At 34.3% G+C, this 26636-nt stretch carries 37 protein-coding genes; 15 read left to right on the top strand and 22 right to left on the bottom strand.

Annotation, left to right across the window (positions count from 1 at the left end):
- Positions 1-6: 6 nt before the first annotated feature.
- Genes BC6307_RS04970 through BC6307_RS04960 form a run of 3 tightly spaced genes read right to left on the bottom strand, consistent with a single transcriptional unit; the run spans position 7 to position 2539 of the window.
- A complete protein-coding gene (locus tag BC6307_RS04970) occupies positions 7-996 on the bottom strand; it encodes an aliphatic sulfonate ABC transporter substrate-binding protein (RefSeq protein ID WP_066414643.1) in 990 nt (329 codons plus the stop codon).
- A gap of 11 nt (positions 997-1007) precedes the next feature.
- Entirely contained in the window at positions 1008-1769 is a 762-nt protein-coding gene (locus tag BC6307_RS04965; protein ID WP_066414645.1) for an ABC transporter permease, read from the bottom strand.
- Positions 1766-2539 carry an ABC transporter ATP-binding protein gene (locus BC6307_RS04960; RefSeq protein ID WP_066414648.1) on the bottom strand — a complete coding sequence of 258 codons (774 nt, stop codon included), beginning with the start codon at positions 2537-2539 and terminating at the stop codon, positions 1766-1768. Before BC6307_RS04960 ends, BC6307_RS04965 begins: the two co-directional genes overlap by 4 nt.
- Positions 2540-2748: 209 nt before the next feature.
- On the opposite strand from BC6307_RS04960, the gene BC6307_RS04955 reads away from it, so the two are divergent.
- The 7 genes from BC6307_RS04955 (at position 2749) to BC6307_RS04925 (ending at position 7029) form a co-directional block, all read left to right on the top strand.
- Positions 2749-3471, top strand: coding sequence for an alpha/beta hydrolase (locus BC6307_RS04955; RefSeq protein WP_066414651.1), 723 nt, complete (start codon positions 2749-2751; stop codon positions 3469-3471).
- A gap of 241 nt (positions 3472-3712) precedes the next feature.
- On the top strand, positions 3713-4234 hold the full coding sequence (locus BC6307_RS04950) for a YjcG family protein (RefSeq protein ID WP_066414652.1): 522 nt from the start codon (positions 3713-3715) through the stop codon (positions 4232-4234).
- A 5-nt stretch (positions 4235-4239) separates the two neighbouring features.
- Positions 4240-4668: a GNAT family N-acetyltransferase gene (locus BC6307_RS04945; RefSeq protein ID WP_066414655.1), complete on the top strand. Its 429-nt coding sequence runs from the start codon at positions 4240-4242 to the stop codon at positions 4666-4668.
- A gap of 242 nt (positions 4669-4910) precedes the next feature.
- A complete protein-coding gene (locus BC6307_RS25290) occupies positions 4911-5159 on the top strand; it encodes a DUF4372 domain-containing protein (RefSeq protein WP_268874266.1) in 249 nt (82 codons plus the stop codon).
- Between the two features lie 116 nt (positions 5160-5275).
- Positions 5276-5722: a transposase gene (locus tag BC6307_RS25480; protein WP_066414659.1), complete on the top strand. Its 447-nt coding sequence runs from the start codon at positions 5276-5278 to the stop codon at positions 5720-5722.
- A 46-nt stretch (positions 5723-5768) separates the two neighbouring features.
- On the top strand, positions 5769-6107 hold the full coding sequence (locus BC6307_RS25475; RefSeq protein WP_268874264.1) for a hypothetical protein: 339 nt from the start codon (positions 5769-5771) through the stop codon (positions 6105-6107).
- A gap of 232 nt (positions 6108-6339) precedes the next feature.
- Positions 6340-7029 (top strand): DUF421 domain-containing protein, encoded by a 690-nt coding sequence (locus tag BC6307_RS04925; protein ID WP_066414662.1) that lies wholly within the window; start codon positions 6340-6342, stop codon positions 7027-7029.
- 116 nt (positions 7030-7145) lie between these two features.
- Here BC6307_RS04925 and BC6307_RS04920 read toward each other — a convergent pair whose 3' ends face one another.
- A complete protein-coding gene (locus tag BC6307_RS04920; protein WP_066414664.1) occupies positions 7146-7427 on the bottom strand; it encodes a hypothetical protein in 282 nt (93 codons plus the stop codon).
- A 117-nt stretch (positions 7428-7544) separates the two neighbouring features.
- Between BC6307_RS04920 and BC6307_RS04915 the strand changes: the two genes are divergently transcribed.
- Positions 7545-9845, top strand: a complete 2301-nt coding sequence (locus BC6307_RS04915; RefSeq protein ID WP_066414666.1) for an ATP-dependent helicase — start codon at positions 7545-7547, stop codon at positions 9843-9845.
- Between the two features lie 89 nt (positions 9846-9934).
- Positions 9935-10117, top strand: coding sequence for a sporulation histidine kinase inhibitor Sda (gene sda, locus BC6307_RS04910; protein WP_066414669.1), 183 nt, complete (start codon positions 9935-9937; stop codon positions 10115-10117).
- 31 nt (positions 10118-10148) lie between these two features.
- Here the strand turns inward: sda and spoVIF are convergent, their stop codons facing one another.
- Together spoVIF and BC6307_RS04900 are read right to left on the bottom strand one after the other, a co-directional pair.
- Positions 10149-10409: a sporulation-specific transcription regulator SpoVIF gene (gene spoVIF / locus BC6307_RS04905; protein ID WP_066414672.1), complete on the bottom strand. Its 261-nt coding sequence runs from the start codon at positions 10407-10409 to the stop codon at positions 10149-10151.
- 218 nt (positions 10410-10627) lie between these two features.
- Positions 10628-10732, bottom strand: coding sequence for a YjcZ family sporulation protein (locus BC6307_RS04900; RefSeq protein WP_084380328.1), 105 nt, complete (start codon positions 10730-10732; stop codon positions 10628-10630).
- A 268-nt stretch (positions 10733-11000) separates the two neighbouring features.
- Here BC6307_RS04900 and BC6307_RS04895 point away from each other — a divergent pair, with 268 nt between their 5' ends.
- On the top strand, positions 11001-11507 hold the full coding sequence (locus BC6307_RS04895; protein WP_066414674.1) for a hypothetical protein: 507 nt from the start codon (positions 11001-11003) through the stop codon (positions 11505-11507).
- Between the two features lie 83 nt (positions 11508-11590).
- Here BC6307_RS04895 and BC6307_RS04890 read toward each other — a convergent pair whose 3' ends face one another.
- Positions 11591-11728 carry a YjcZ family sporulation protein gene (locus tag BC6307_RS04890; RefSeq protein WP_084380330.1) on the bottom strand — a complete coding sequence of 46 codons (138 nt, stop codon included), beginning with the start codon at positions 11726-11728 and terminating at the stop codon, positions 11591-11593.
- Positions 11729-12053: 325 nt separating this feature from the next.
- Between BC6307_RS04890 and BC6307_RS04885 the strand changes: the two genes are divergently transcribed.
- Complete coding sequence (locus tag BC6307_RS04885; protein WP_066414683.1) at positions 12054-13205, top strand: PstS family phosphate ABC transporter substrate-binding protein; 1152 nt, start codon at positions 12054-12056, stop codon at positions 13203-13205.
- A 29-nt stretch (positions 13206-13234) separates the two neighbouring features.
- On the opposite strand, the gene BC6307_RS04880 is transcribed toward BC6307_RS04885, so the two are convergent.
- The 10 genes from BC6307_RS04880 to BC6307_RS04840 all read right to left on the bottom strand — a co-directional run bounded on the left by BC6307_RS04880 (position 13235) and on the right by BC6307_RS04840 (position 18325).
- Positions 13235-13471 carry a hypothetical protein gene (locus tag BC6307_RS04880; protein ID WP_066414685.1) on the bottom strand — a complete coding sequence of 79 codons (237 nt, stop codon included), beginning with the start codon at positions 13469-13471 and terminating at the stop codon, positions 13235-13237.
- Between the two features lie 54 nt (positions 13472-13525).
- Positions 13526-14389, bottom strand: coding sequence for a DUF421 domain-containing protein (locus BC6307_RS04875; RefSeq protein ID WP_066414687.1), 864 nt, complete (start codon positions 14387-14389; stop codon positions 13526-13528).
- Between the two features lie 15 nt (positions 14390-14404).
- On the bottom strand, positions 14405-14587 hold the full coding sequence (locus BC6307_RS04870) for a hypothetical protein (RefSeq protein WP_066414689.1): 183 nt from the start codon (positions 14585-14587) through the stop codon (positions 14405-14407).
- A gap of 5 nt (positions 14588-14592) precedes the next feature.
- The gene (spoVAE, locus tag BC6307_RS04865) at positions 14593-14949 is read right to left on the bottom strand and encodes a stage V sporulation protein AE (protein ID WP_066414691.1); all 357 of its coding nucleotides are present in this window, start codon (positions 14947-14949) and stop codon (positions 14593-14595) included.
- Positions 14946-15962, bottom strand: a complete 1017-nt coding sequence (spoVAD, locus tag BC6307_RS04860) for a stage V sporulation protein AD (RefSeq protein WP_066414693.1) — start codon at positions 15960-15962, stop codon at positions 14946-14948. The genes spoVAE and spoVAD overlap by 4 nt, the downstream gene beginning before the upstream one ends.
- Complete coding sequence (spoVAC, locus tag BC6307_RS04855; protein WP_066414695.1) at positions 15962-16438, bottom strand: stage V sporulation protein AC; 477 nt, start codon at positions 16436-16438, stop codon at positions 15962-15964. Before spoVAC ends, spoVAD begins: the two co-directional genes overlap by 1 nt.
- Positions 16439-16452: 14 nt before the next feature.
- Entirely contained in the window at positions 16453-16938 is a 486-nt protein-coding gene (locus tag BC6307_RS04850; protein ID WP_066414698.1) for a YhcN/YlaJ family sporulation lipoprotein, read from the bottom strand.
- 159 nt (positions 16939-17097) lie between these two features.
- Positions 17098-17454 (bottom strand): DUF1360 domain-containing protein, encoded by a 357-nt coding sequence (locus BC6307_RS04845; RefSeq protein WP_066414700.1) that lies wholly within the window; start codon positions 17452-17454, stop codon positions 17098-17100.
- An 86-nt stretch (positions 17455-17540) separates the two neighbouring features.
- Complete coding sequence (locus BC6307_RS25470; RefSeq protein ID WP_268874265.1) at positions 17541-17672, bottom strand: hypothetical protein; 132 nt, start codon at positions 17670-17672, stop codon at positions 17541-17543.
- A gap of 80 nt (positions 17673-17752) precedes the next feature.
- Complete coding sequence (locus BC6307_RS04840; protein WP_066414703.1) at positions 17753-18325, bottom strand: hypothetical protein; 573 nt, start codon at positions 18323-18325, stop codon at positions 17753-17755.
- A gap of 145 nt (positions 18326-18470) precedes the next feature.
- On the opposite strand from BC6307_RS04840, the gene BC6307_RS04835 reads away from it, so the two are divergent.
- From BC6307_RS04835 to BC6307_RS04825, 3 genes are all read left to right on the top strand, one after another.
- Positions 18471-19181 (top strand): BMQ_0737 family morphogenetic spore coat protein, encoded by a 711-nt coding sequence (locus BC6307_RS04835; protein ID WP_066414704.1) that lies wholly within the window; start codon positions 18471-18473, stop codon positions 19179-19181.
- Between the two features lie 131 nt (positions 19182-19312).
- Positions 19313-20119 (top strand): hypothetical protein, encoded by an 807-nt coding sequence (locus BC6307_RS04830; RefSeq protein ID WP_066414707.1) that lies wholly within the window; start codon positions 19313-19315, stop codon positions 20117-20119.
- Between the two features lie 141 nt (positions 20120-20260).
- The gene (locus BC6307_RS04825) at positions 20261-20575 is read left to right on the top strand and encodes a hypothetical protein (RefSeq protein ID WP_066414708.1); all 315 of its coding nucleotides are present in this window, start codon (positions 20261-20263) and stop codon (positions 20573-20575) included.
- Positions 20576-20615: 40 nt separating this feature from the next.
- Here BC6307_RS04825 and BC6307_RS04820 read toward each other — a convergent pair whose 3' ends face one another.
- The gene (locus BC6307_RS04820) at positions 20616-21326 is read right to left on the bottom strand and encodes a glycosyltransferase family 2 protein (RefSeq protein ID WP_066414711.1); all 711 of its coding nucleotides are present in this window, start codon (positions 21324-21326) and stop codon (positions 20616-20618) included.
- Between the two features lie 126 nt (positions 21327-21452).
- On the opposite strand from BC6307_RS04820, the gene BC6307_RS04815 reads away from it, so the two are divergent.
- Positions 21453-22631: a glycosyltransferase family 2 protein gene (locus BC6307_RS04815; protein WP_066414713.1), complete on the top strand. Its 1179-nt coding sequence runs from the start codon at positions 21453-21455 to the stop codon at positions 22629-22631.
- Between the two features lie 40 nt (positions 22632-22671).
- Here the strand turns inward: BC6307_RS04815 and BC6307_RS04810 are convergent, their stop codons facing one another.
- Genes BC6307_RS04810 through rfbC form a run of 4 tightly spaced genes read right to left on the bottom strand, consistent with a single transcriptional unit; the run spans position 22672 to position 26548 of the window.
- On the bottom strand, positions 22672-23949 hold the full coding sequence (locus tag BC6307_RS04810; protein WP_066414715.1) for a UDP-glucose dehydrogenase family protein: 1278 nt from the start codon (positions 23947-23949) through the stop codon (positions 22672-22674).
- On the bottom strand, positions 23946-25052 hold the full coding sequence (locus BC6307_RS04805; protein WP_066414718.1) for an NAD-dependent epimerase/dehydratase family protein: 1107 nt from the start codon (positions 25050-25052) through the stop codon (positions 23946-23948). The genes BC6307_RS04810 and BC6307_RS04805 overlap by 4 nt, the downstream gene beginning before the upstream one ends.
- Positions 25039-25956: an NAD-dependent epimerase/dehydratase family protein gene (locus BC6307_RS04800; RefSeq protein WP_066414721.1), complete on the bottom strand. Its 918-nt coding sequence runs from the start codon at positions 25954-25956 to the stop codon at positions 25039-25041. The genes BC6307_RS04805 and BC6307_RS04800 overlap by 14 nt, the downstream gene beginning before the upstream one ends.
- A 28-nt stretch (positions 25957-25984) precedes the next feature.
- Positions 25985-26548, bottom strand: a complete 564-nt coding sequence (gene rfbC / locus BC6307_RS04795) for a dTDP-4-dehydrorhamnose 3,5-epimerase (protein WP_066414724.1) — start codon at positions 26546-26548, stop codon at positions 25985-25987.
- Between the last annotated feature and the right edge of the window lie 88 nt (positions 26549-26636).

Raw genomic sequence — 26636 nt, 5'->3', positions numbered from 1 at the left:
TTTTTGCTAGTTTTGGAAACTAGTATCGATAAAGTTTGTAAAGTCTGGTTTCTCCGTTAGAAATTTTAAATCAAACGAGGAGTTCGCGAACTCTTGAATTACTTCTGCATCTACTTCACTAGTCCAACGAATTCTTTCCCACGCACTATCAATAATATCTTTTGATAATTCTTGGTTTGTCGCTTCTTTAATTTGATTAATCGCAATTAGTTTTGCATCTTCAGGGTTCTCTTCAATATATTGAACAGATTTCGCATGTGCATCCATTAACGCTTGCACTACTTCATTCTTCTCTTCAATATATTTTCCACTCGTTACGAAAATAGTGTTCGGTAACGTTTCACCAAAAGATATTTCATCACTATTTACAATGATATTCGCACCATACTCTACAGCTAAAACAGATGCCCACGGTTCTGGAACAGCAGCTGCGTCTACACGACCCGCTTCAAACATTTGCCCGTATTGAGCTGGATTTCCTGTAACATGGTTCATCGTTCCACCAATACGAGACGATGTTAAGCCGAAATCTTTTAAGAAAGTTTCCATTTGAACGTCATGTGTACAACCAATCCCAGGTGTAATAAAAGTTGCTCCGTCAAGACCTTCAATGGAAGTAATTCCACTTTGCTTACTTGCAATAATTACTGTTCCACCAGAAGATGCTCCAGCAATAACCTTTACATCAGCACCACTTGCGTAGTTGTTCATCGCAGGTCCTGGGCCTACTAAACCACCGTCAATTTCTCCTGTTTTTAAAGCTGTCATAAAAGCTCCACCATCAGGGAAAGTGCGATATTCTACTTCGTACCCTTCTCCAAGTGCTTCTTCATACATTGCTTTTTCTTTTGCAACCATCGCTGGCGTATGGTCAATGTTTGGGAAGTATCCAATCACTACCTTTTCTTTCCCTGATGAAGCTCCTGCACTACATCCTGCTAAAATTCCACTAACTAATAATAGTAAAACAGCAAGTAAAGCGAACGTTTTTTTCATCTTCATTCCTCCTAATTTGATTCCTCTAAGCCCCAACGACGAGCTACACTTTTCTCCATACGTTGGAAAATTAAAAAGTCTACAACTGTACCAATCACACAAATAATGATAATAATTCCGAAGACGATATCCATTTTCGCAAATTCAGAAGCCCATTTTAACGAATATCCTAAACCTGGCCCCATACTTAATAGTTCTGCAGCCATTAAAGCACGCCATGCAAATGCCCACGCAAGCCTTACACCTGTAACAGCATAAGGAATGGAGGCGGGTAATATTATTTTCCAAAACATTTCAAAACCCGAGGCTCCCATTGTGGAAGCGGCTTTTATATAGAGTGGAGGAACGTTTTTAATTCCCATCCTCATATTAATCGTCATAACAAGCGTGCCACCTAACGTCACGATAAAAATAATGGCGGTTTCTGAATAACCAAACCAGACGATCGCTAGTGGCAACCAAACGATACTCGGGACACTTTGTAGTGCTAAAACTAACGAGCCAACTGTGTCATCAGCTGTTTTCGATTTTGCTAGCCAAATTCCAAGTCCTGTCCCTATTAAGAGGGATAGTCCAAGCCCGATTGCTAACCTTTGAAAACTAGCTAACAATGCATAGACAAGCGTCATATCAGTAAATCCTGTCCACATGGCAGGAAAAACATCTGTCGGCTTAGGCATTACAACTGGTGGCCAACCGATTAGACGGACGATTACCTCCCAAAATAAAAACAAGCCGACAAAAAAGATGATTCTATTTCTCCACGTTTTCATCGCCCTAACTCCTCATACATTACTTTTTCAATTTCTTTTTCAAGTAGGTTACTAATTTCTGATTCCAGCCTAGTAACTTGTTCATCCGTACGTAATCTCGGACGTTCGATATCTACTGTAATATCGGCAATAATTTCTCCCGGTCTCGTTCCCATTACTAATATTCGATCCGAAAGTTTTATAGATTCATAAATACTATGCGTTACAAAAAGTACCGTTTTCTTCGTTTCTAACCAAATTTTCTCCAACTCCTTTTGGAGGAGCATTCTCGTTTGTTCATCTAAAGCCCCAAACGGTTCATCCATTAATAAAACGGTAGGGTTCATCGCTAACGCTCTAGCAATCGATACCCTTTGCTGCATTCCACCTGAAAGTTCATGCGGGTGTAAATGCAAACTACTGCTTAACTGCACCATCTTTAAAAAATGATGGGCCTTTTCTAATTGATCCTTCTTATCTTTTATGTCTCTTATTGCAAACAACACATTTTCTTCCACCGTCATCCAAGGAAAAAGAGCCGCTTGTTGAAAGACCATACCGCGGTCTTTTCCTGGTCCCTTTATAACCGAGTCTTTCAATCGGATTTCTCCAGTTGTTGGCTTCGTTAATCCAGCTACAATCGATAGTAACGTTGATTTACCACAACCTGACGGCCCGAGTATGGAGACGAATTCTCCTTCTTTAATCGTTACATTTATAGAAGATAAAACAGTTTGCACCGTTTGTTGGTTCATATAGTCTTTCGAAATGTCATTGATAGTTAAAAACATTGATACACCAACTTTCTGATAATTCATATAAAGTTAATCGGAATAATATGTTTTATTATATACAGTATGCTTCTTCTGTCAATAGATTGACTGTAAATATTCGTGCCCCTCTAAACTTTCTTTATAAAAAAATTATGGTATTATATTGTGTAAAGCGCTAACAATCTTAAATTGACTCGACACTCGTGCACACTAGGGGGAATTTTTTTATGGAACAGAAAAAAGGAACGATGTTAGAGCGTACCCTATATAGTAAGGAGCTTGAAGAAGAAGTAAAGCTGATGATTTACACTCCAGCCAACTTCTCTCCTTTATATAAATATCACCTGTTAATTGCTCAAGATGGGCAAGATTATTTTTCATTAGGAAGAATTGGAAGAATAGCCGATGAATTGTTAGAAGGAAAAGAAATTCAAAACTTGATTATCGTAGGCATCCCTTACCGTGACGTTAAAGAACGTCGTGAAAAATATCATCCAAATGGCTCGAAGAACGGTAGTTACATACGATTTCTAGGCCAAGAATTAGTACCTTTCTTAGATAAGGAATTTCCTTCTTATCAAATGGGACTGGGGCGCGGCTTAATTGGAGATTCTTTAGCTGGAACGGTATCATTGATGACTGCACTATCTTACCCAAATACGTTTGGAAAAGTGATCATTCAATCACCTTTCGTAAACGAAGACGTTTTACAAAAAGTGGAACAGTTTGAAACTCCACATTTACTTACCGTTTATCATGTTGTTGGAACAGAAGAACGTGAAGTCGCGACAACTGACGGCAAAACAAAAGATTTTGTTGAACCGAACCTAAAACTACATGAGCTTATGGAAAAAAAGCAGTTCCCTCACCATTTCAAACAATTCAATGGTGATCACACTTGGACATATTGGCAGCCGGATGTAAAAACTGCTCTACGCTCGATGTATTAATATAGAATGTTCTGAATATAGCACTATGATTTTTTCCGATTGTAGGCTAAAATAATACTACTAGAACTTATTTAACTAAATAAATTTGATTTACATTTTCGCTATGGCAATAAGTAAAACTTATGTGAGGAACTGCCTTTTTCTTGCAGGAATCTCATACCTACCGCTACAATCAATAAATTAATATTCAGTATTGCCATACAAAGCTTTTAAATTAAAACCAATTAGGAGGGAATTTATTATGAAATACGGTATTGTCGTTTTTCCATCAAAGAAATTACAAGATCTTGCAAATTCTTATCGTAAAAGGTACGACCCTCATCATGCATTAATTCCGCCACATATTACGTTGAAAAATGCTTTTGAACTAAAAGATGAAGATGTTAAATCAGTTTCAGATGAATTACATGCGATTGCGAAAGATTCGTCCCCATTCACGTTAAATATTCGTAAGGTTAGCTCTTTTTCTCCTGTAAACAATACCATTTATTTAAAAGTAGACCCTGTCGAAGAATTAGTATCATTACATGACAAATTACACGCGGGTAACGGATTTTTATCGGACAATCGTGAATATAACTTTGTTCCTCATATTACAATTGGACAAAAGCTATCAGACGATGAGCATTCGGACGTGTTAGGGTCCATCAAAATGTTAAATGTAGCACATGAAGAAAGTGTGGATCGCTTCCACCTTTTATATCAACTAGAAGACGGTATGTGGACTGTTTACGAAACATTCCGTTTAGGAAAGGAATGCTAATATAATTGCACGTAAAAATAGTACAATCAGAACGAGAAAAACAAGATGCATTTGAAGTACGTAAAACAGTCTTTGTCGAGGAACAAAACGTTCCGTTAGAAGAAGAGATAGATGAGTACGATAATACAGCAACTCATTTTGTCTTATACGACGGGGATTCCCCAGTAGGAGCAGGACGCTTTCGTGAAGTAGATGGCTATGGAAAAGTAGAACGAATTTGTGTTCTTTCTACCTACCGTAAAAGTAAAGGTGCTGGTCGCATCATTATGGATCAAATTGAACAACATGCGAAAGAAGAAGGTTTTACAAAGTTAAAACTAAATGCCCAAACACATGCGGAAGGTTTCTATTCGAAGCTTGGGTATGCAACAGTTTCGGACATTTTTATGGACGCAGGCATCCCTCACGTAACAATGATTAAATCAATAGCATAGAAAAAGCTGTCCTTTTAGTCGGACAGCTTTTTCTTTTTACCATTATCTTTTATATTTAACCACTAGCGTTGCATTAAATAAAATCTAATTTGTCAAGTATTTATCAATAAAAATATTTATTGGTTTTTTTGTAATAATTTGTATTTTTTAGTCCGCAAGGGTATAAAAAAACCTTATAATTAGGTGGAAGGTAAAGGTAGTCCTGTCCAAATCCCAATTATAAGGAGTCGCTATGGACAACCATAAATACAGTTTTTAAGGAATACATCCACCCTATGGATGAAAAAGTTATTTTGAAAATGATTGATCAGATGAAGCTTGATAAGTATACGAAAAAGCTTGATAGTCTAACCTTCACGAAACTTTTTATATATGCTCAGCTAATGAAGCTTGGCAGCTTAAAAAAAATTAGTCTCAAGGTAAAAAACAAAAAGAAATTACAAAAAGAACTTGGCTTAAAATGCATTAAGACAATCTCAATTATCCCGTGAACTCTCTGACCTTCCGCCCGAGATTTTCAAGGCTATTTTGCATCACTTAGTTGAGCAAATCCATCGGGAATTTGGAAAAGATAAAGGTGACGATTTATTAGGGAAAATCCATCTTATTGATTCTACAACAATCTCACTTTGCCTTAGCCAGTACCGTTGGGCCCGTTTTAGAAATACATACTAGAGTTGTATTTTATGATGGCGAAACTTCGCCGGATAAAATCATCATTACTCCTGCAAAACCGGCAGACGTTACCCAGTTGGATGGCTTGATGGTTATTGATCATGATGCACTACATGTGTTCGACCGTGGCTATTTTGATTTCAAAAAGTTCGATGAATACTGTTGTAATAATATTCGATTCTGTACGCGCATTAAGGACAACACCATCATCCACGTTATCGAGGAACTGTCAGTAGATCCGTCGACTGGTATCTCACGTGAGGCAATCATAAAACTAGGAAAAATGAAATATCCTGTCAGGCTGATAGAAACAAAAGATAGTCAAGGAAATACCCTAGCCATCATCATCAATGATGCGAAGATGAGCACAAGAAATTAGTAATCTTTATCGAAATCGCTGGCAAATTGAACTTTTCTTCAAGTGGATGAAGCAGCATTTGGTCATCAAAAAATGTTATGGAAAGAGTGAAAACGCTGTTTTCAACCAAATTTACATAGCAATGATTACTTTTTGTTTAACCTTACTGATGAAGAAAAAGGTTAGTTATCAGGGAACACTTCTTGATATGCTTGATTATATCGAAGACTTTTGGTCAAGATGCTTCTTTGAATTTATAAAGGAACTATTTAAGACACCTGATCGATCATCTTACGGCCGGAGGCCACTGAAACATGAGCAAATTTTCACGGAAACCCTTGCACAGTTTGAAAAAGGAGATGTTCAGCACTTAGATGATTTAATTTACGATCCAACTCATCTGTAAAAATATGGATAAAGGCTACCTTCGAATACGTCCCCTTTTCCTTTTTTCTTTAATACTCAAGAAATGGAAATCAGAATATTCAATATAGTTATATTTTGGAATAATATTCAAAATAAACCTATTTTTATGAGTTTGACTTTTTCTTAACTTTTTTTTGCAACGCTAGTGATATTTAACCAACTTTTGCACAAACTAATCGTAAATTTGTAGAAAAGATAAGGATTGAAAACACATGGACTTTATCCGAATAGCTGTTGAGTTATCTGTTGGTTTTATTTCACTATTTATCGTAACGCAATTATTAGGGAAAACTCAAATCACTCAAATTACACCATTTGATTTTATCTCTGCACTAGTACTAGGAGAACTTGTCGGTAATGCACTTTATGATCCGGAAGTAGGTGTAGATAAAATCCTCTACTCCTTAACCTTATGGGGAATATTAATTTATTTATTAGAACTAATTACACAAAAGTGGCGAAGGTCAAGAAAGATACTTGAAGGACGACCTTCACTTGTAATTTATGAAGGGAAAATAAATAGGAAGGAATTAAAAAGGAGTAAATTAGACATAAACCAATTACAGCATTTATTACGAGCAAAAGGTGCTTTTTCTATTCGCGAAGTAGAATATGCCGTTTTAGAAACAGATGGGTCTGTTAGTGTATTAAAGAAACATGGATTCGCTAACCCTACTAATGCTGACCTTTCTATTCCTTATTCAAAACCTCAGCTTGCTGTTACACTCATTTCAGATGGAGACGTAATTTATGAAAACTTAGAAGAATTTCATTTAACTGTACAGTGGCTATTACTAGAAATAAAAAAACAGGGCTTTCATAACCCATCTGACATTCTTTTAGCGGAGTACCAACAAGGTAAATCTTTATACATATTGCCATTTACAGAGGAAAAATTGTAACTAATATAGGAACTTTCATGTTGAAGCGATTGAAATTCGTGGGCTGCTTAGATGGGATAATATTTTTTTAGTTTCCATCTACTTCAACGAAAGTTCCTTTTCATGGGTATCTTCTACTAGATCGTCTCATTAAACAACTGACCTTTTCCTGTTATATCAGCAATAATCTCACAATTAACTCTCTTTTTCGTTGGAACGGCTTGAGCTTCCTTAGACCATTTATCTTTGTTTTGTCTACGCTGTTTTTGTAATTCCTCCCAGTTGTATTGTGGATTTACTTTATAAAAAATAGCTTTTCTAACTGGGTCTACCATTGTATTCGTTTTTTCGTTAACCGCATTTGTTCGATTAGCATATTGATGGTACGTATTTTGATTAATTGGTAAGACATAACCCATCTTAAGCCCCTCCTTATTGATTATTTTCCCTATTATTGATTGTTCCAAACTTATACCGCACACTATAGTTTATGTGTTAGAATGAGAAAGATTGACTTTTAAAGGGGAATTACGTATATGAAACTAGCAATCTGGAAGAGTCAACCTATTTCTCTTAATAAAATTGCGAGAGAACGGTATCAGCAAATATATGAACTTGGACAACGTTATGAACTAACATGTTCAATTTGTTCAACACGAGTAAAAATGTATTTAGGTATTTATGAAGAGCCTCATTTTTACCCAGTCGACAAATCCATTAATCATGAAGAGTGTGAACGAAAAGCGGCTACTATGGAGTCGCCGATAGTCGAAATAGAAGAAAGCGCATCGTATTTAGAACAGAATGGGTTTCGAATTCCGAAATCACGTTCTATTTCTACTCAACCCTCCATCGATCAAACATCGTGGAAAGCACCTAAATACATTTCCAATTTACCAATATATTTACAAAATATTACGAACACTCCAGCGCCAGAAAGTCCGTTCTGGGAGCAACTATTGAAAAAAAATATTGTTCTAGACTTTTCCCAGCGTGAAGCAGTAAAACATGTTGACGGGCCGTTGCTCGTTTTAGCAGGTGCTGGTAGTGGAAAGACAAGAGTTTTAACTACAAGAGTCGCTTATATGATTGGAGAACAGAAAATAGACCCTCGTTCGATTATGCTTGTTACGTTTACAGCGAAAGCAGCTCAAGAAATGAAAGAGCGGTTATCACTATATACGAACCGTGCTTCCATGAATGGCGTAGTAGCTGGCACATTTCATAGCATTTTTTACCGAATCGTAAGCCACCATGAACCAAGCCGCTGGAACCATGAAAAGCTATTAAAATGGGAATGGCAAAAGGAGCAATTTTTAAAGCAAACTGGTCGCAGTCTCGGCCTAGACGAAAAGGAATTCCCTTGGGACGAAGCAATCCAGATGATCAGTTATTGGAAAAACAATTTACAATTTCCAAACGACATTAAAGCTTCTAACAAAACGGAGGAAGACTACCTTCATTTATATAAGGAATATGAACAGTGGAAAAAAACAAACGAGTTCTTCGACTTTGATGATATGCTGATTGGCTGTTACGAATTATTCACTCGAGATGAAAACCTACTACAAAAATATCAGCAACGCTTTCAATATTTTTTAATAGATGAATTTCAAGATATTAATAAAGTTCAATATGAAACGATTAAATTATTAGCTAAAAGTAAAAATTTATGTGTGGTCGGTGACGATGACCAATCCATCTATGCGTTTAGAGGAAGCGACCCGTCCTATATCGTAAATTTCGATCGAGATTTTCCAACTACAAAAGTAGTTACACTGTCTGAAAACTATCGATCCACACATGCGATTGTTGCCTCTGCTAATAAAGTAATCGCTCATAATAAAAAGAGAAAGCAAAAAAGTATGAATGCGCAAGTAGATAATAAAAAGTCTCCCCTTCTTTTCTTTCCTCACGATGAGGAAGAGGAAGCGACAATGATCGTGCAAGATATGAAAGAACGAATAGAAAATGGAGACAATCCTAACGATTTTGCTATTCTATACAGAACTCATAGTGCAGCCCGTGCTATTTTCGAACGACTTACACAATCTGGCTTACCATTTTCAATTGACCAAGACTATGATAGTTTTTATAATCGTCGCATTGTGAAAAGTATGATTGCTTTTTTAAGACTCAGTCACGATAAAAATGATGTAAAGGCGTTAACAGATATTTTGCCAGCTCTATTTTTAAAGCAGTCTAGTTTACAAGATGCGAAAGCTATATCGATACTAGAAGATTGTGATTTAGCTGTCGCATTATCGAAAATATCTAATATTGCACCATTTCAAGCGAAAAAGTTAAAAAAGCTCGTCCCACTTTTCTCCTCGTTACAAGCTGTGACTCCAACGGTTGCACTTGAAATAATTGAGAAGGACATGGGATTTTCCGATTATGTTAAAAAGCGCGGCAACGAAGGGAATATGGTTGAAAAAGGATCTGACGATGTACGTGATTTGAAGGTTGTCGCTAAAAAGTTTTCGACAGTTGAAGATTTCCTTGCACATATTGATGATATGATTGCCAAAACAACGGAAATGAAAAAACTAAGCAAACAGTTTAAAGATGCAATACGCCTTTCCACTATTCATCGTGCAAAAGGACTTGAATATAAGAAAGTATATATTTTAAGTGTTGTCGACGGTGGTATTCCCCATGACTTTGCTTTAGAGGACGTTCGTAACGGTGACTATCATTCATTAGAAGAAGAGCGAAGACTTTTATACGTTGCGATGACTCGTGCAAAGGAAGAGTTGTTTCTTTCCGTCCCACAAAATAGACGTGGAAAAAAAGCGTATTTATCGAGGTTCATCAAACAAATACTGCCAAATTAATTTATTAATTGGAAATTATTATCATATAAAATACGTTTATACTTTCTCTTTTCGTGGTAAATAAAGAGAAAGTGAGGTGCTGCTTTTATATGAAAAATAAAAAGTCCCAATATGAAGTGTATTCGATTTTTCATTTATCGGATGACATGCTGCTTACAACGCTACATAAAGCAATGAAGCTGCAATTGGATGAAAGCTTTATCGAAATTTTAATGAAAGAAGTTAACAGACGACAATTATCACTTTCTATAGAAAAGATGAAAAACCACTGAACTTATGATCAGTGGCTTTTTTCTAATGCTCTTACTTCTTTTTTTCGTTTAGCATTTTAGATATTGTTCCCATATCTACTGGTTTGTCACCATTGATTAATGTATTGACAATTTTATCTTCAAGCTCTTGAGGGACGTTTCGATTTGCTAATTTAGCAACACGCTTCACAAGCCCTCTTACAGTAGCTTCATCTTTAAAATTTGCATTTTGCATTGAGTTAGCAAGTTCAAATACATCTTTCATATTTACACCTGTTTTTTGTTCAATTCCTTTAAAGAAGTTGTTATTCATTTAAATGGTCCTCCTTCCTTTCATATGGCATTGTATGATTTAGGCTAGGCGGTGGTTACAACTGTTTTGTCTAAAACATTAAATGTAAAAAAATGAACACTATCTTTTTCCATGATTTATTAGAAAAAGGCTGACTCAAAAAGTCATTTTTCAATGAACTTTTGGACAGCCCTTTAGTTAAAGATTATTAAAAATTTTTCCTTAAACTAGCTTGGAAATTAACGAGGTCCACCGTACCAAACAGCCCCAATAATTACTAATAAAATAAACAACACTACAATTAACGTATATCCTCCGCCGTAGCTATTTTGAAAGCCTGGCATTTTTCTTCCTCCCTTCGAAGTCTAATTAAGATGCGCACCTTACATTAATACTTTATGTAGGAATTAATAGTTTGAATAGTTAAAGTAGCTCAGAGAAAATGCGCATTTTAATAGAATTAGGTGAAATTAATAGATTAATCATCGGGTCATTATTTCTACTAATTTAAACTATTAAACTAGCAGCTTTGTCTATACATTTATTATTAATAATCATAATATATTTTGAACCGAAGTTATTTAACTAACATATAAGAAAGGAAGGTATCTAGTGGCCTATAAAAGACAGCTAACTTACTCTTTAGAAGAACAATTGAATAGACAATATTTGTGGCTGACGGAACAAGTAAAATATTTAAAAAAGAACGAACGGAAATTAGAACAAGAACTGAATAGTTTAAGAGAAAAGGTCGACAAACTTATTACGGTAGTTCCATCCCAGCAAAATAATGACCCTAACTTTAGTAATGGTACTTGGAACCTCCAATTAACTCAACCAGTCAATAATGTCACAAACTCCAAAGCAGAAAATAATTTGCAATTAGAAAATGATGAACCGACCGCAAATGGATTTACTAATATGTTGAATTTTCTCAATGGATTAAATCTTGATTTTGAAAAATTATCATACGTCCTTCTTATCATCGCAAAAATGTATGATCAAAATTCTATCAAAGTATTTAATTATGAAATCGAAGTGGAAAAATTAGCTCAACTACTTCTCTCACAGCTAAATAAAGGAGAGCTGAACGAAATGAAGGATTTATTAACAGAATAATATATAAGTTTAAGCGTTATGTCCTAATAAAATAAGGAAGGCTATCCCTGTTTTCAGGAATAGCCTCTCCATTACCTTTTACATTAATATAATTTAGATGCACCAACGATAATTAAAAGGATAAACAATACTACGATCAATACGAATGTTCCGCCGCCGTAACCAGCGCCACCAACACCGTAACCGTATCCAGGGTAACCGCAACCTCCATAGTAACCCATTACAAGCACCTCCTTCGTGACTTTTCCTTAATAATATATGTATAAATGCCAGTGATGTATGGGCTCTTCTCCTAGGAGGAATGCGGATATTTATATGTTTTCACTAAGCCTATTTGAAAAAAAGAGTTATATTAACATTTATTCCATTCCACTTCAACTCTGCTTCAGAAATTGAAATCAGATCCACCAATTAATTTGTATTTAACACTTCTTTATAAATATATTTTCCATAGCTAGCAACTTTTTCTTTACAATACGAAGGGATTTATACTTTTTTGTCGAATGTTTAAGTCGTCTTATTCTAAAATTTTTAGGGGCTGAACTTATGAAATTTATTGGAGCACTCATTCTAAGCTTTATTATTGGGTTTGTTGGTTTCATTGTAATGTTTATTACTCTACTCTCTTCAGGAAAAACAATACATGGGCTTTTTGTCATTGCGATTTTTCTTGGACTTATTATTTTTGCAAACTTGTTAATATATGGTCAATTTAAAAAAAGATGGACTAAAATTTCTTTTATTTCCTATATTGGTGTACTGCTACTGTTATTCGCAATTAATATGGGACATGGTTATTATGTTAACAGCTTAAAAATAATGAGTACACAAGATGTTAATCTGGAGGATTATGAACCATTTAAAAACAACAACAAATTAGCAGTTTTAGATGAAGGTGCATCTTTTCAACTTACCGATAACTTACCTAAACTAGATGGTTCAACTGCACTCTATCCTATTTATGCTTCTTTTGCTCAAGCAGTTTACCCCAAAAAAGAATACCGTTTTAATGGCGGTGAAGTTGTTTCTACGCAAACGAGCGGCGCTTGGGCAGCATTACTCAAAGGTTCAAGAGACATTATTTTTGCACCGGAAGCACCCGAAAGAGTATTAAAGGAAGCAGCACGAAAAGATATTACATTAATACACACTCCAATTGGTAAAGAAGCGTTTATATTTTTCGTACATAAAAACAATCCTGTTGATAATATATCGCTTGAACAAATTCAGAAAATTTATGCTGGTGAAATTACGAACTGGAAAGAACTAGGCGGGGAAAATGAAGAAATCGTTGCCTTTCAACGTCCTGAAGATAGTGGTAGTCAACAAGCATTACAAAAATTAATGGGTACAAAACGGTTAATGAACCCACCTTCAGAGCAAATAGCGTCAGGTATGGGGGGCATTATCGAATTAACTGCAGATTATGAAAATCGATCTAACGCACTAGGTTTTTCATTCCGCTTTTTCTCACAGGAAATGGTGCAAAACGGAAAAATTAAACATTTGGCAATTGACGGCATCGAGCCAACTTTAGAAAATATTCAAAATGGAACGTACCCAATTGTAAGTGAGTTTTATGCAATAACAACTGAGCAAAATACTAATCCTAATATTCAACCATTTATAAAATGGATGATATCTACGGAGGGGCAAGAACTTATAAAAAAGACAGGTTATACTCCATATCATAATTAATTGCAATTTTAAGAGGGCTGCATATTCAATCAGCCCTCTTGTTTAAATATATTTTCTAACTCCATTTCTTTTCCTTCTGCCCAATTTTCTAGTTTTTCCATATAATTGTGGAGTCTTCCTTCTAGCCATTCTATTTTCTCGATATTTCCTTCAGCATTTTCATCTGTTTCCCGTTCAATCTTTTGTGTATCAGCTAATTGTTCGTTTATTTTCCAACGATCAAAAATAAATTTCAATTGTTCTTCACCGAAATCATACTTACCCATATGTTATTCACCTCTTTCAAGTACAGTATGCCATGAAAGGAGGAGAAGTTCTTATTAACTACTGGATAAGTAATTCGAGATTTGTTTCTCCACATTACTTATCTCATTAGAAATATGTTCATAAAAGTTTTCAAATTCTTTATATTTCGTAACTATTGCTAAATACTCCATATCCGTATGGCATTTTTTTAGTGCCGTCAAAACTATTTCTCGCTCTCTATTATTTCGAATATGTACTTGATCATCGAACAAATCTAACGTTACATTTCCATATGTATCTACTTGAGCTAAAAACACATTAGCAAGAAGAACATCCCTTTTTTCTAACTCAGAATACAGCCAGCGACGATTTAAACCTGCCCGTGTTAAAGGTTCATCTAAAACTCGACCGTCCATTATAACGGTTTGAGGCTCTTGTGTATGGGGAGCATCAGTAAATAAGTCTCCGTAAACGATCGGTTGTTTTTCCCGCTTTAATAAAACGTTCAGCTCACCATTAGATTCTAATGTGGCAAACTGAACGTCCGAAACTTGAAACACATTCTTTTTTCTTAATTGTTCTAAAAACTCATCAATGCTATATTTTTCTTTGCGCAAATTGCCTTCTAATATTTTTCCGTCTCGAATGAACACTGTCGCATTTCCTTCCATGAAATCTCGGAAGACTTTGCTTTTTAAACCAAGTTTTGAAGCTAGCAGTGGGAATAGCAACCATATTAATATACTTGTAACCCCATGTTTCACTTCCAAATTATGGTCCATTGAAAGTGTACCTGCAATATCTCCAATCGTGATGCCTGCTATATATTCAAATGATGAAAGTCTAGACAGCTGTTTTTTGCCTAATAGCTTCGTTACTAAAAAGAGTCCGATAATGATGGACACAGAACGAATAACAATCTCTAGCCATTGCGACATAAAACAACTCTCCTTTTATGATGGATATTGTTGAAGGTGTTCTTGTAGCTCTTTTCGTAAATTTTCAAGCTTTATATATGCTGTATGGAAAGTATTAGCTTCTGTTTCTTCTTTTGCGACCGATGCGAAATACTGCAAGCTTTCATAAACCATTTTCATGTTAGAAGACACCGTCTGTAACAATTGTTTCTCTTGCACATTCTTCACCCTTTCGGCTTAAACAGTAACGCTCCGATAAACCCAAAAATAATAGCAGCCGATATACCAGAACTTGTTACTTCAAACATTCCTGTTAGCACTCCTACGACACCATGCTTTTCACCTTCTGAAATGGCACCATGCACAAGTGAATTACCGAAACTTGTAATTGGAATAGTTGCACCGGCACCAGCGAACGAAATGAGAGGTTCGTACAAACCAAAACCGTCTAAAATAGCGCCTATGACAACTAGTGTACTTAACGTATGGGCGGGTGTTAACTTAAACACATCAAACATAATTTGACCAACGACACAAATAAGCCCTCCTACGACAAATGCCCAGAAAAACGATTCAATCATTGCTGTCCCTCCTCGTATTCAATTGACACCGCATGAGCAATACAAGGAATCGTTTCACTTTGTTGAAAAGATAGCGGTGATAGTAATGCCCCTGTTGCAACGACTAACATTCGTTTTATTTCTCCTTTTTTCATACGGTTTAGTAAATGTCCATAAACGACAGTTGCAGAACAACCAGCCCCACTAGCACCCGATAAAACGGGTTGATCGTCTCTATATATCATTAATCCGCAATCTTGGTATTGATTATCTTCAATCTTTACTCCTTGTTGCTTTAATAAATCAAGCGAAACTGTACGACCTATTTCACCTAAGTCTCCTGTTACGATTAAATCGTAATAGGAAGGCTCTCTATTTAAATCATGGAGATGCGCTTTTATCGTGTCTACTGCCGCCGGAGCCATCGCACCCCCCATGTTAAATGGGTCTGTTAATCCCATATTAATTACTTTGCCAATTGTTGCAGAAGTAACCTTTGGACCAACACCTTTATTAGCTACTACCGCTACACCAGCACCTGTTACAGTCCACTGCGCGGTCGGTGGCTTTTGCCCTCCATACTCTGTTGGATAGCGAAATTGCTTTTCAACAGCGGCATTATGACTGGATGCACCTGTTAAACAATAATGCGCTCCCCCATAGTTAACTAAGAAGCTCGATAACGCTAATCCTTCCATAGATGTCGAGCATGCACCAAAAACCCCGAAGTATGGAATCGCTAATTTTTCAGCAGCAAAATTTGTTGGTGTCATTTGATTAATTAAATCTCCAGCAAGAAAAAACTGAATTTCATCCTTTTTTAAATTCACCTTTTGTAACGCTTGTTGACTAGCTTCCTCTAACAAGAGCTTATGTGCTTTTTCATACGAATCTTGCTCCAGCCATAAGTCTGTATGTAGTAAATCAAAGTCGTTTGCTAAGAGTCCATTTGCTTCAAATGGACCACCAACTGTCCCTGTTGATAATATAACCGGTTTATTCGAAAATTCCCATGATTGTTTTCCTTTGAGCATTACAATCCGCCCCATTGCATTAATATCGTTTTAATTAAGCCCACTACAAATGCTGAAAATACACCGAATAAAAGTACAGAACCGGCTAGTTTGAACATATTCGAGCCAACTCCAAGGACAAAGCCTTCTGTACGGTGTTCAATACACGCTGAAATTACTGCGTTTCCGAACCCCGTTACTGGTACTGCACTTCCTGCTCCAGCTACTTGCCCAATTCTGTCATACACACCAAATCCTGTTAGTAACATCGCAATAAATATCATCGTTGCAACGGTAGGATTACCGGCAGTTTGCTCCGAAAAATTAAAAAAATAGATGTAACTAAGCTGAATTGCTTGTCCAACTAGACAAAACACCCCCCCAAAGAAAAAGGCTTTTAAGCAATTTTTAACTACTGGCCGCTTTGTTTCTCGTTGCTGTTCAAATTGTTGGTATTTTGCTTGTTCTGGTGTCACATTTTTCTTATTATTTGCCATCCAACTATTCCTTTCTACGCTTTATCCTGACGAAGCTTGTCTAGTTTTTTAAAACGTTTTTCTACTTCCTTTGTTGATAGATTTTCATCCTTTATTGCCTTTTTCAGCTTGTTTACCTCCAACCATATTTTTAAATCATGGGATACGATAATTTTTTCCTTTTCCCCTTCAAATTCTTTCTTTAATGCTTTTTTCACTTTTTTCTCAATGGATTCTGTAAAAAACTTTTGCATTTGCTTTACTTGAATCGCGATTAGTAACTGGCCATCCGATGAAATGGCATTGGCAGACTTAACTTCTGGAAATGACTTTGCAACCCGCTCTGCTCTTTCTTGTTTTTGTTTAATTTCCTCTGCCTCATTACCCGTATTCATACTTTGAGGGGTTCCAGTTATATTTGATCCCTCCTGCTTTCCTTGCTGCCCTTCTACTCCACAGGCTGCTAGGAATATACTTAACCCTAAACTGATAAGTATAAATTTTTTAAAAGACACACTCATTAAACTTCACCCTTCTTTTTGTTAACTATTTTTAATATTAGTTTTTCTGCAAAATATATGTATAATTTATCCGCTAATTTTTCCTTTCTGAAATTTTTTACATAGTAAAGAGCAAAAAGCCAAGAGTCTCCATAATGTATTCGGAGCTTGGCTTTTCTACTATCTTAAAATTCTTTGTAAAACAGCTTCGAGTATTCCAGCTAAACCAGCAACACCTAGAATGAATAGAACTGGCTCTCCCACTATGGGAAACATGATGAGCAGAACATACAGTAATGTTGAAACCCATATCCCTGTACACCAATAACAACTTAATAATTCTCCAAACCAAGCACTTATCCCCTTTCCTTTGATAATAATGTATTCCTCTACTTCACCTTTTTCATTTAATTCTTCGACTTGGTCTAGGAAGGGTTTACGCAAAAAAGAAGTAATTCTATCAAAAACTATTAAGCGAGTAAGTCTGAATGATGCTAAAGCTAAAAGAAGCAAAAAAAACGTATTTACTACATTCATAAAAAATTCCCCTCCATTTTTTAAAAAACTTACATATATTACAAAATAAAAGCTGTCGACGATCGACAGCATCATTTCAACAACATTTATACCCTTCTTACTTTTCTACAACCACAATCAGAAGTTTGTTTCTTAGCTACTTTTTTTACGGAATACGTTCCATTTGCTCTTTTTTTATCGCCAATTACGTTATTCGGTTGGTAATAATACTTTTTCATATTGAATTCACACCTTTTCTTCATTTTACTGTAGTTTATGTGATAATTTTAAAAATTGCTTTCCACGAAATCACTATATATTACCGTTTATTTTTTCGATTTATATTCGATACATTTTGATAAAACCACTCATTGTTCTTATTCACTTCAACTTTTTCCTCTTTTTTACTCTCATGTTCTTTTAATAATGAACTTTTTTCTTTAAGTAAAATGTCTATTCTCTCGTTATAATCCTTTACCAATCTTTCTTTTTCCGTCTGTAATACATGATTTTCCTCACCTAGATCAATAATTGCTTCTTCCTTTATGGATACTAATTGCTTTAAGTTATCTATTCTTTCTGTATAATCCTTCAGCACTTGTTTTAATTCTTGATTCTCTGTTTGCAGAGCATGCTTTTCAGTATTTATTTCAATAATGGCTTTCTCCTTTACAGATTCTACTTTGTGCAAATCGTCTTGTAATACATTTATTTTCGTTTCTTTCTCCTTTATTTCATCTTTTAACCGTGTAAGTTCCTCTAACAATTGCTGCAATTTTTCTATTTCGCTTAGTTGTTTAAGTTTCACCATCTCTTGCTTATATCGGTGCAATTCTGATTGCAAATGTATAATATGTTGTTTTAATACAACAGGATCGTTTGAATTTTTCATATTCCATTCTCCTTCCAAAATTACGTACTCTTTTTTTATATATGCAAAAAATCCGCTTATGTCACAGCACACATACCTATAGAGTCTACATAATATACAGTAGTCCCAGGTGCTGAATGGGAAATAAACAATAGGAGGAATTCAAGTGAGTCATAAAGGGAAAGAAACAGTTTGTATTAGGACTAAAAAAGTATATGACTGGGTTACACGTCAAGTGGATGTCCCTTTAATTAGTCTTAATAACGGCGAACTCGATGAGGCATTTGTTTGTAAGCTAAGAGGTACAGGTAATTTTTGTGATTTATTAGCAGAAAATGATATCGATGTCGATACGTTATCAGTAAATTGCTTTTTATCTGATGCCCATGGTAATCGAATTGACCCAAAAGTTGACCATAAAGCGTTGTTATGTCAAGAAATTAAACAACCTGGAGGTCGACATGATGTAGATGTCACTCTTCCAAACGGTGATGAGATAACTCTACAAAAAGTAAAAGTTTTAGTTAAAGGCCATGTTGTAGTGGAACTAGTTGATGCGGTAGGAAATGTGGTATGTCGTACATGTCCTATCCAATGGGCAACTGCACAAACATTTATACTTTGTGCTCCAGAAGGTACGAAATTAAGCTGCCATATTTCATTCTTTGAGTGTGACGCAAGCTTAATTTGCACAGATGAATTTAATCAATTAGATGTTTCCATCGTATTATGTTTAGAAGTTCAAATGGAAGCAAATGTGAAATTAGAAATTGAAGCAAGAATTTGTCGCCCAAGAGAAGAAATTCTAGAAGCAGTACTATGTCCAGTTGAAAAATTTCCGCCACAATGTCCAGAAATTTTTCCCAGTACACATTAAGACTCAAAATAAAGGCTGTTGAACCACAGCCTTTCAGCTTGTAGACTTATTGATTATTAGTCTACAAGCTTTTTTAATTGTGTAAAAATAGTTCTAGATACATATAATGCTTAGAAAGGAGGGAGCTTACCGTGAATAAGCTAGATAAACATAACCAAGAGCTACTTATGCTTAAGCAAAAGGACATTCATTATCGTTCTGAAATTTCTAGACTTAGCAACGCCATTGTTGAGTTAGAGAATTTGATAAAGAAAGAACAAATTAGAAATCAATACCTTCAGAAAAAATTGATAGAGGTCGAAAATAATAAATTACTTGAGTATAAAAAACAAATACAAAAATATAAAAACGCTCTTTTAGAAAAAGAAGTTGCATTAGAGGAAGAACAAAAAAAAGTTGAAACCATTATGAGTGAAATCATTACGAGGGAAATACAACCACCTCCCCAACAAAAGGAGAATAATGATTTTGCATTAGACTCTTTTTTTAATTATTCCACCATCCTTTCAACATACGAGGTCGATCAGGATATCGTCATTATTGGTGATTATGTTATTAAAAATACTGGTTCAACTAAAATACAGGACATTATAATTTGTATAAAACTAGCTCCTCATAATAATTGTAACTTCAGTGGAAAAATCACCATGAATCCGGAGTTGGATCAAGACGAAGATATGCTAAATAGTAAAGCTGCGACTAACTGGACATATGCAGTAAAGGACTGGAAAATGAAAATAAGAAAAGATGGGGAATATTGGATTAGACCCATTAATGATTCCACCCTTGAACCTGGCGAGCAATTAATATTTCCACAGTTTGAACTTCGAATTCATAAAGAATCGAATATTAAGAAAAACGTTATACAAGGATTCACTTACTCAAATGAATTCCGAAAAGGCACTCCCTCGAATAATCAAATTATTATTAGTTATTAATAACATTTAAAGGTTTTTCAGGTAATCATTAAAAATAGGAAAAAGGGCAAATATATTGAGTTATTCGCCCTTACATGTTTGTGGTAATTGAATAGTCTAATATAGGAATCTATTCCAAAACTAAAAAAGGAGGCTTTCTTAATGGGCTTTGTACACTTTGAGCGAAATATAGATTTCGAAGACTTATATGCAGAAAGATGCGGTTTCAAGAAAAAGAAAAAACGTGATTGTATTTGTTCCATTATCTGTGACTTCGTAGGTGAGACTGTAACAGCAGTAACAAAATCTGGTGACATGATCACTGGTGTAGTAGAACATTTTGACCCACGTACTGGTTGTGTAACATTCCTTATTCCTGCACCAATGACACCACCAATGCAACCGGCAACTCAAACAATTATTGGTTGCGATGATATTGAGAGCATTTCTCAAGAGATTCCTAGAACTAGACGTTAGTAAATATAGTGACTGTCGCATTTATTAGCGACAGTCTTTTTTATAGTATATTTAAATAAGATAAACAGTCTAAGCCTTTATATATAGGAATACTTCTCTTATATAAATCAGAATCATTTACTGTAGAAGTATGATTATTTTTATCTTTACTTCTACAATAAACATAATTATTGGCAGATGTTGAATATAAAGTATAATGTTGGTTTAAAATGTCGTATTGGAAATAATAATCCTCACCAACATTTAAATGCCTAAACGGCACTTTACTTAATAACTCTTTTTCCATTACAAAAGTAGAACCTGCTAAAAAATTTGTTCTTTCACTAATACTTGAAACAGCTGTATTTTCTTTACCACTATTATATAGCCTTAATTCTCTTTTTCCTTCAAAAAATATATAAATACTCGACTTTCCCACTAAAGGTACATTTTGGCCTTTTAACGCTTCTAGTGCTTCCTGTATATAATTAGGGCCGTAGTAATCATCATCATCAAATTTTGCAATGTAGTCATACTTAGCAAACTTTACTGCTTTGTTTAAGCATTCTCCTAAAGTTAATTGCTCATCGAGTTGAACTATCGTTACATCATCATGCTGATTTGCTTTCCTTTTATATTCACCAACTACTAATGAGTTACGATTCAGTACAATTATTAACTCCATTTTACCAGGGGATTGTTGTCTTTTATAATTCTGAAATATATTTTCCATATTAACACTTCTATTTGTACAACAAATTATTGAAATCATCCTTTTCTCCTCATTAATATAATTTTAAAAACAAAAACAATATTTATTCATACAATATAATGAATGAATTACTTTTTAGTTTTATTACTCTAAATAATAATTACTTTCGAAGAGGTGAATACTCTATTGCCAGATGTAAGTATAATTATTAGTTCGTATAACATATATTATCAAACACTTTTTACTCTAGAGTCTTTATCCAATCAAACTTTCGATTTATCAAAAGTAGAAGTAATACTAATTGATAACGGTTCAACTGATAATACGTACAAACTAAAGGATTTTAAAAGCACCTTCCAATTCAAATATATTCGATGTAAAGAAAATCTAGAAAGAGCTGGTGCCAAAAATAAAGGCCTTGAACATGCAGAGGGATCTATCATTATTTTTCTAAATGGGGAAATGCTTGTAGAGAAAGATTTTATTTCGAAACATGTTAGTTATCATTTAATTAACAAAAACATTATTGTGTCTACTAATTTTTCTCAACAAGAAATTTTTACTGTCTATCATCCGGACTTTAATGAAAACCAGATGAGGAAATTTTACGAACAGAAACAAAAGTATGTAAGCCATGATATTCTGTCAAAAGAAACCCAAAGTATTACTGAATTAATAACTAGGGATGAAATTATTTCTAACAACTTTAATAGTTATTCCTATAATTCACCATACTTTACTGAGGTATATAAAAATTATGGATTTAATTTAAAGCAGTTCCTCTTACCTTGGGTTATATGCGTTACTCGTTGTATATCAATAAGAAAGGATTTAATAGAGAAGGCTGGTTATTTTGATGAGTGCTTTAAGGGATGGGGCAGTGAAGATAGCGAGTGGGCATATCGAATGTATAAAAAAGGGGCGATATTCGTAGAAGCACCCGAAATTAAAGTTTATCATCAAGAACATCCTTTTAATGAGCAGGAACGAAGCTTGGAGACTATTCAAAACTTAATTAAACTACAAACGATTCATAAAGAAATTGATACAGCTATTCTCTCTTTAGGCTTTTTTCAACGTTTTGATTTAATACTGTTAAATAATATTCTCAGAGAATATATAACTCTAACGTACATTTACAAAACTGAATTTAATATAATACTTGAGTATTTATATGAATCCTTAATTATAGCTCCAAAAATACACATGAAAAATACCTCTCTAAAGAAAGGATCGTTAAACAAACAAGTTAGTTTGGAACTAAAACATTATAATCGTAATGAACTATTAAAACAGTATAAAGCTTTAAACGCTTTAAATGATTATCCTCTATTAACAAAATTAATAAAATATATCATAAAGTAAAAAGGCCTCAAAAATATTTGTGGCCTTTTATTGTTTGATCTCAATATCCTAAACAATATCGAAAATCGAATAGTTTTTTCTCTTTCAATCTATCTTTTTGTAAAATAAACTCTTCCCATTGACACAGAACTATTAAAGTTGACGACTTTTCTATCGTATCATGCAATGATTTCGCATATTTTATGTTGTAATTAAAATTCGACTTAAAATTATTAATAGCCAATGGGTCATAAGCAATAATATTTCGATATCCTTCATCATAGAGTTTTTCGATAAATTCTTTTGAAGGTGATTCTCTAACATCATCAGAATTCGGTTTAAACGCTAAGCCCAATATACCTATTACCTCTTCTTTATCCACTTCTTTTTTAATTTTCTCCAATAAAAACGTCTTAATTTTTTGATTAGTTAATACAACACCTTCTAAAATGGAAGGAGTCAATTGTAACTCCTTATTCAATGTCAACAAAGCTTGCGTATCCTTCGGAAGACAATACCCCCCAAAACCACACCCTGGATATACATACTTTGCCATATTAACTGGTTTTGATTTATCGGTAGTAAACCATCTTTTATCTAATTGTAATACTTCAAATGCTTTAGCAATTTCAATATTTCCTAGAGTATGAGCTAGCATTGATTGTTCATTAGAGAAACTAATTAATGTAGATAATAATGTGTTTGAGAGGTACTTTATAAATTCTGCTGTATTAGGTGTCACAGAAAAAATAGGGGAATGAAATGGTTTATAATACTTATTAATAAGAGTAAATCCTTTTTTATCTTCTTCATCTATTCCGATAACAATTCTGTCAGGATTGATAAAATCATCCCATGCATTGCCCTCACGTAAGAACTCGGGATTACTCGCAATCCCAATTTCCTTGCCTATCTTTACATTAAAAGATTCGACAAAAGGCTTAATTTTTGTTTCTAGTGTAGAAGGTGGTACTGTGGACTTTATTAATAACAAACGATATTTATCTTTAAGTTCTTGTAAAGATAATGTTTGTTCAAGTGAATGAAAGATATAGGAAAGGTCAACTTTTCCATTTTTGTCATTTGGAGTCCCAACACAATAAATAATTAACTCACTAGTAGACGATGCATGTTGTAAATCGTCGGTAATAAAAAAATTATTATTTAAATGATATTTTAACTTTTCTGCTAGGTGTGGCTCATGAAAAGGCAATTCGCCTTCTATCAATTGATTTACCTTTTTCTCATCTATATCTATCCCATAAACAGTAAATCCCTTTTCTGCAAAACCTAACGCTGTAGTTAAGCCAACAAAACCTAACCCGATGACTGTTATCATTCTATATGCCAACCCTCTTTCATAAACTTTAAAAAGCGAAGTACACCATCATTTACATCAATGTTAGGTTTGTAGCTTAATAATTTTTTCGCCTTTTCTATATTGGGACATCTTCTATTTGGATTATGTGTTAAATAATCTTTTTCTTTTGTTTCAACATATTCTATTTTATATTCAACATTAAAGAGCTTTCTTCCATGTTTAACGTAAATATCAGCTAATTCTTTCACTGATATTTCTGGATTATCAATACCTATGTTAAAGTAATCGAATTTACCATATAGCAGAGCCTTTAAATACCCTAGAATAGCATCTGAAACATAGCAGAATGTTCGAGTCGGGTTCCCAGAGGAATATATTGCAATATTTCTCTTATTAACTATTGATTTCGCAAAATCAGCTGGAACCCTTCTATCATTCATTTTCATTCCAGGTCCGTAATTGTTAAATGGCCTTACAATTGTGATTGGCATATTAAACGATTCAGCATACACATAGCATAATGTTTCACCAAATCTTTTCGCTTCATCATAACAAGCTCTAGGTCCTATACAACTAACATTACCTCTATATTCTTCCTTTGTGGGGATACTTTCCTCACTAGGATCCCCGTAAATTTCACTGCTAGAAAAAAACAAAATTCCCTTTACTTGCTGTGAGTCTTTATAGAAATCTAATAAATTTCTTAACCCCCATATATTAGCATCAATTGTTTCAACTGGGTATTTCCGATAAAACACAGGTGATGCTATTGATGCCATGTGAATTACAAAATTAATATCTTCCGCCAATTTTATTTCTTCAATTTTATCTTTTGAAATATCAAATTGCACTAGTTGAAACAAATCTTTATATTGATTTTCTAGTTTTTCCAACCATTTCGGTTTACCTAATAAAAAATTGTCTAAACCGATAACTTTTTTAATTCCTAGTTTCTCTTGATACTTTAACAGATAATGTACAAAATAAAATCCGAGAAAACCTGCACATCCTGTTATAAGTATATGCGAATTATTAAATTTCTCCTTATGATCTAAGTTGTAATGAATATATTCTAAGTCCTCTTGTAATATTTTGCTCCATTCTTCATTACGTTCTATCATAACTTATTCCCTCCTTTTTAGCCCACCATTCAATAGATTTATGCAATCCTTTCTCTAAACTAGTTTTTGGTTCCCAGCCAGTATTTTTTTTTATTTTTTCGTTATCTGCTACATACATTTCCGTGAACGGTACATCATCCTTGTAATCTTGTAATGAGATAAGCTCTGTTTTGTTTATCATATTCCCGATCTTATATATAAGATCTTTCAATAATATTGGTTTTCCAGATCCGATATTTACTTCTCCGCTTACATCCTTTTCTAAAATGTGACTAAACGCTTCTGCTACGTCCTCAACATATAAATAATCTAACAATTGCATACCACTAGAGCATTTAGCAACCTTTTCTTTTAACAAAGAACAGATTACATATGGAACTAGTCTTTTCTCATGCTCACCTGGTCCGTAAACATAAAATACTCTCCCCCAAACAAATTCAATATCCTCTTGTTTGCAATACTCTTCTGCTAGTATTCGTAAAGCACACTTCGTTTTAGCATATAAATTGTTTGGCTCCAACAAAGTAACTTCCTCTTTACAATATCCCGCTGTCGACTTATATTCCGAACAAGATCCACTTATAATTACCTTTTTCCCTCCATACTTTTTAAACATTCTTAATAAGTGAAGACTTGCTTCCAACCATCTTAAATTTTCTATTGAAGATTTATAAATTCCCGGAGTAACTACCCAAGCTAAATGAATTAAATGAGTTGGTTGTATAATTTTCATTACTTTTTCAAGTTGTGTTTTGTCTAACAAATTTACCCTATGCCACGATATTTGATCATCCTTTAAATTTCTAGTAGTGATTACATGAATTTCATACCCTTTTTGCTGGAAGATATTAATAACGTGCTTTCCTATAAATCCGCTCCCACCAGTAATTAATAGCTTCTTCATATTTATCTACTTCCTATCTTCTTCTAAATTAGACATTTAAATAATTATGCTTTTCAACGAAACTTTGAAAAGTATCTAGCTTTTTATCCTTTTCAGATAAAATAGGATTCTTAATTGGCCAATCAACTTTTAAAAATCGGTCGTCCCACCTTATTCCACCTTCACTTTCTGGATTATATGGTGCGTCTACTTTATAAACTACTTCGGTATTAGGCTTCAACGTGCAATATGCATGTGCAAAACCTTTAGGTATTAACAATATTTTTTGATTCGATTTAGATAGTTTTACTCCTCCCCATTTTCCAAAAGTAGGGGAGTCTTTTCTTAAATCTATAAACACATCGTATATTTCACCGCTTATTACGCGAACCATCTTGGCCTCAGAATATGGTGGGAATTGAAAGTGAAATCCCCTAATTACTCCTTCTTTTTTTGTATAGGCATGATTTTCCTGAACCCACCGGTTTTTTATTCTATATTTTTCCAACAACTGCTCGTCATAGCAACGGTAAAAACAACCTCTATTATCCATTATTGGTTGAGTAACAATTTCGAACACACCATTGAATTTAGGATTACTTTTAACATTCATTTTTTTCCCACCTTATGTCAAATATTTCAAAGGCGCTATTAGTTTATGTATCCGCTAAATAAATGTGAGTTGTTAGCCCGAAATCTAA

It is taken from the genome of Sutcliffiella cohnii (genome assembly GCF_002250055.1).
GTDB classification, from domain to species: domain Bacteria; phylum Bacillota; class Bacilli; order Bacillales; family Bacillaceae_I; genus Sutcliffiella; species Sutcliffiella cohnii.
Note: the sequence above shows the minus strand (reverse complement) of the source record. Positions and strands in the feature narration are given on the sequence as shown.

Coding starts and splice junctions, on each gene's coding strand:
- BC6307_RS04970 (WP_066414643.1), bottom strand. CDS start 996: ATGAAAAAAACGTTCGCTTTACTTGCTGTTTTACTATTATTAGTTAGT.
- BC6307_RS04965 (WP_066414645.1), bottom strand. CDS start 1,769: ATGAAAACGTGGAGAAATAGAATCATCTTTTTTGTCGGCTTGTTTTTA.
- BC6307_RS04960 (WP_066414648.1), bottom strand. CDS start 2,539: ATGTTTTTAACTATCAATGACATTTCGAAAGACTATATGAACCAACAA.
- BC6307_RS04955 (WP_066414651.1), top strand. CDS start 2,749: ATGGAACAGAAAAAAGGAACGATGTTAGAGCGTACCCTATATAGTAAG.
- BC6307_RS04950 (WP_066414652.1), top strand. CDS start 3,713: ATGAAATACGGTATTGTCGTTTTTCCATCAAAGAAATTACAAGATCTT.
- BC6307_RS25475 (WP_268874264.1), top strand. CDS start 5,769: ATGAAGCAGCATTTGGTCATCAAAAAATGTTATGGAAAGAGTGAAAAC.
- BC6307_RS04925 (WP_066414662.1), top strand. CDS start 6,340: ATGGACTTTATCCGAATAGCTGTTGAGTTATCTGTTGGTTTTATTTCA.
- BC6307_RS04920 (WP_066414664.1), bottom strand. CDS start 7,427: ATGGGTTATGTCTTACCAATTAATCAAAATACGTACCATCAATATGCT.
- BC6307_RS04915 (WP_066414666.1), top strand. CDS start 7,545: ATGAAACTAGCAATCTGGAAGAGTCAACCTATTTCTCTTAATAAAATT.
- sda (WP_066414669.1), top strand. CDS start 9,935: ATGAAAAATAAAAAGTCCCAATATGAAGTGTATTCGATTTTTCATTTA.
- spoVIF (WP_066414672.1), bottom strand. CDS start 10,409: ATGAATAACAACTTCTTTAAAGGAATTGAACAAAAAACAGGTGTAAAT.
- BC6307_RS04900 (WP_084380328.1), bottom strand. CDS start 10,732: ATGCCAGGCTTTCAAAATAGCTACGGCGGAGGATATACGTTAATTGTA.
- BC6307_RS04890 (WP_084380330.1), bottom strand. CDS start 11,728: ATGGGTTACTATGGAGGTTGCGGTTACCCTGGATACGGTTACGGTGTT.
- BC6307_RS04885 (WP_066414683.1), top strand. CDS start 12,054: ATGAAATTTATTGGAGCACTCATTCTAAGCTTTATTATTGGGTTTGTT.
- BC6307_RS04880 (WP_066414685.1), bottom strand. CDS start 13,471: ATGGGTAAGTATGATTTCGGTGAAGAACAATTGAAATTTATTTTTGAT.
- BC6307_RS04875 (WP_066414687.1), bottom strand. CDS start 14,389: ATGTCGCAATGGCTAGAGATTGTTATTCGTTCTGTGTCCATCATTATC.
- spoVAE (WP_066414691.1), bottom strand. CDS start 14,949: ATGATTGAATCGTTTTTCTGGGCATTTGTCGTAGGAGGGCTTATTTGT.
- spoVAD (WP_066414693.1), bottom strand. CDS start 15,962: ATGCTCAAAGGAAAACAATCATGGGAATTTTCGAATAAACCGGTTATA.
- spoVAC (WP_066414695.1), bottom strand. CDS start 16,438: ATGGCAAATAATAAGAAAAATGTGACACCAGAACAAGCAAAATACCAA.
- BC6307_RS04850 (WP_066414698.1), bottom strand. CDS start 16,938: ATGAGTGTGTCTTTTAAAAAATTTATACTTATCAGTTTAGGGTTAAGT.
- BC6307_RS04845 (WP_066414700.1), bottom strand. CDS start 17,454: ATGAATGTAGTAAATACGTTTTTTTTGCTTCTTTTAGCTTTAGCATCA.
- BC6307_RS25470 (WP_268874265.1), bottom strand. CDS start 17,672: ATGAAAAAGTATTATTACCAACCGAATAACGTAATTGGCGATAAAAAA.
- BC6307_RS04840 (WP_066414703.1), bottom strand. CDS start 18,325: ATGAAAAATTCAAACGATCCTGTTGTATTAAAACAACATATTATACAT.
- BC6307_RS04825 (WP_066414708.1), top strand. CDS start 20,261: ATGGGCTTTGTACACTTTGAGCGAAATATAGATTTCGAAGACTTATAT.
- BC6307_RS04820 (WP_066414711.1), bottom strand. CDS start 21,326: ATGATTTCAATAATTTGTTGTACAAATAGAAGTGTTAATATGGAAAAT.
- BC6307_RS04810 (WP_066414715.1), bottom strand. CDS start 23,949: ATGATAACAGTCATCGGGTTAGGTTTTGTTGGCTTAACTACAGCGTTA.
- BC6307_RS04805 (WP_066414718.1), bottom strand. CDS start 25,052: ATGATAGAACGTAATGAAGAATGGAGCAAAATATTACAAGAGGACTTA.
- BC6307_RS04800 (WP_066414721.1), bottom strand. CDS start 25,956: ATGAAGAAGCTATTAATTACTGGTGGGAGCGGATTTATAGGAAAGCAC.
- rfbC (WP_066414724.1), bottom strand. CDS start 26,548: ATGAATGTTAAAAGTAATCCTAAATTCAATGGTGTGTTCGAAATTGTT.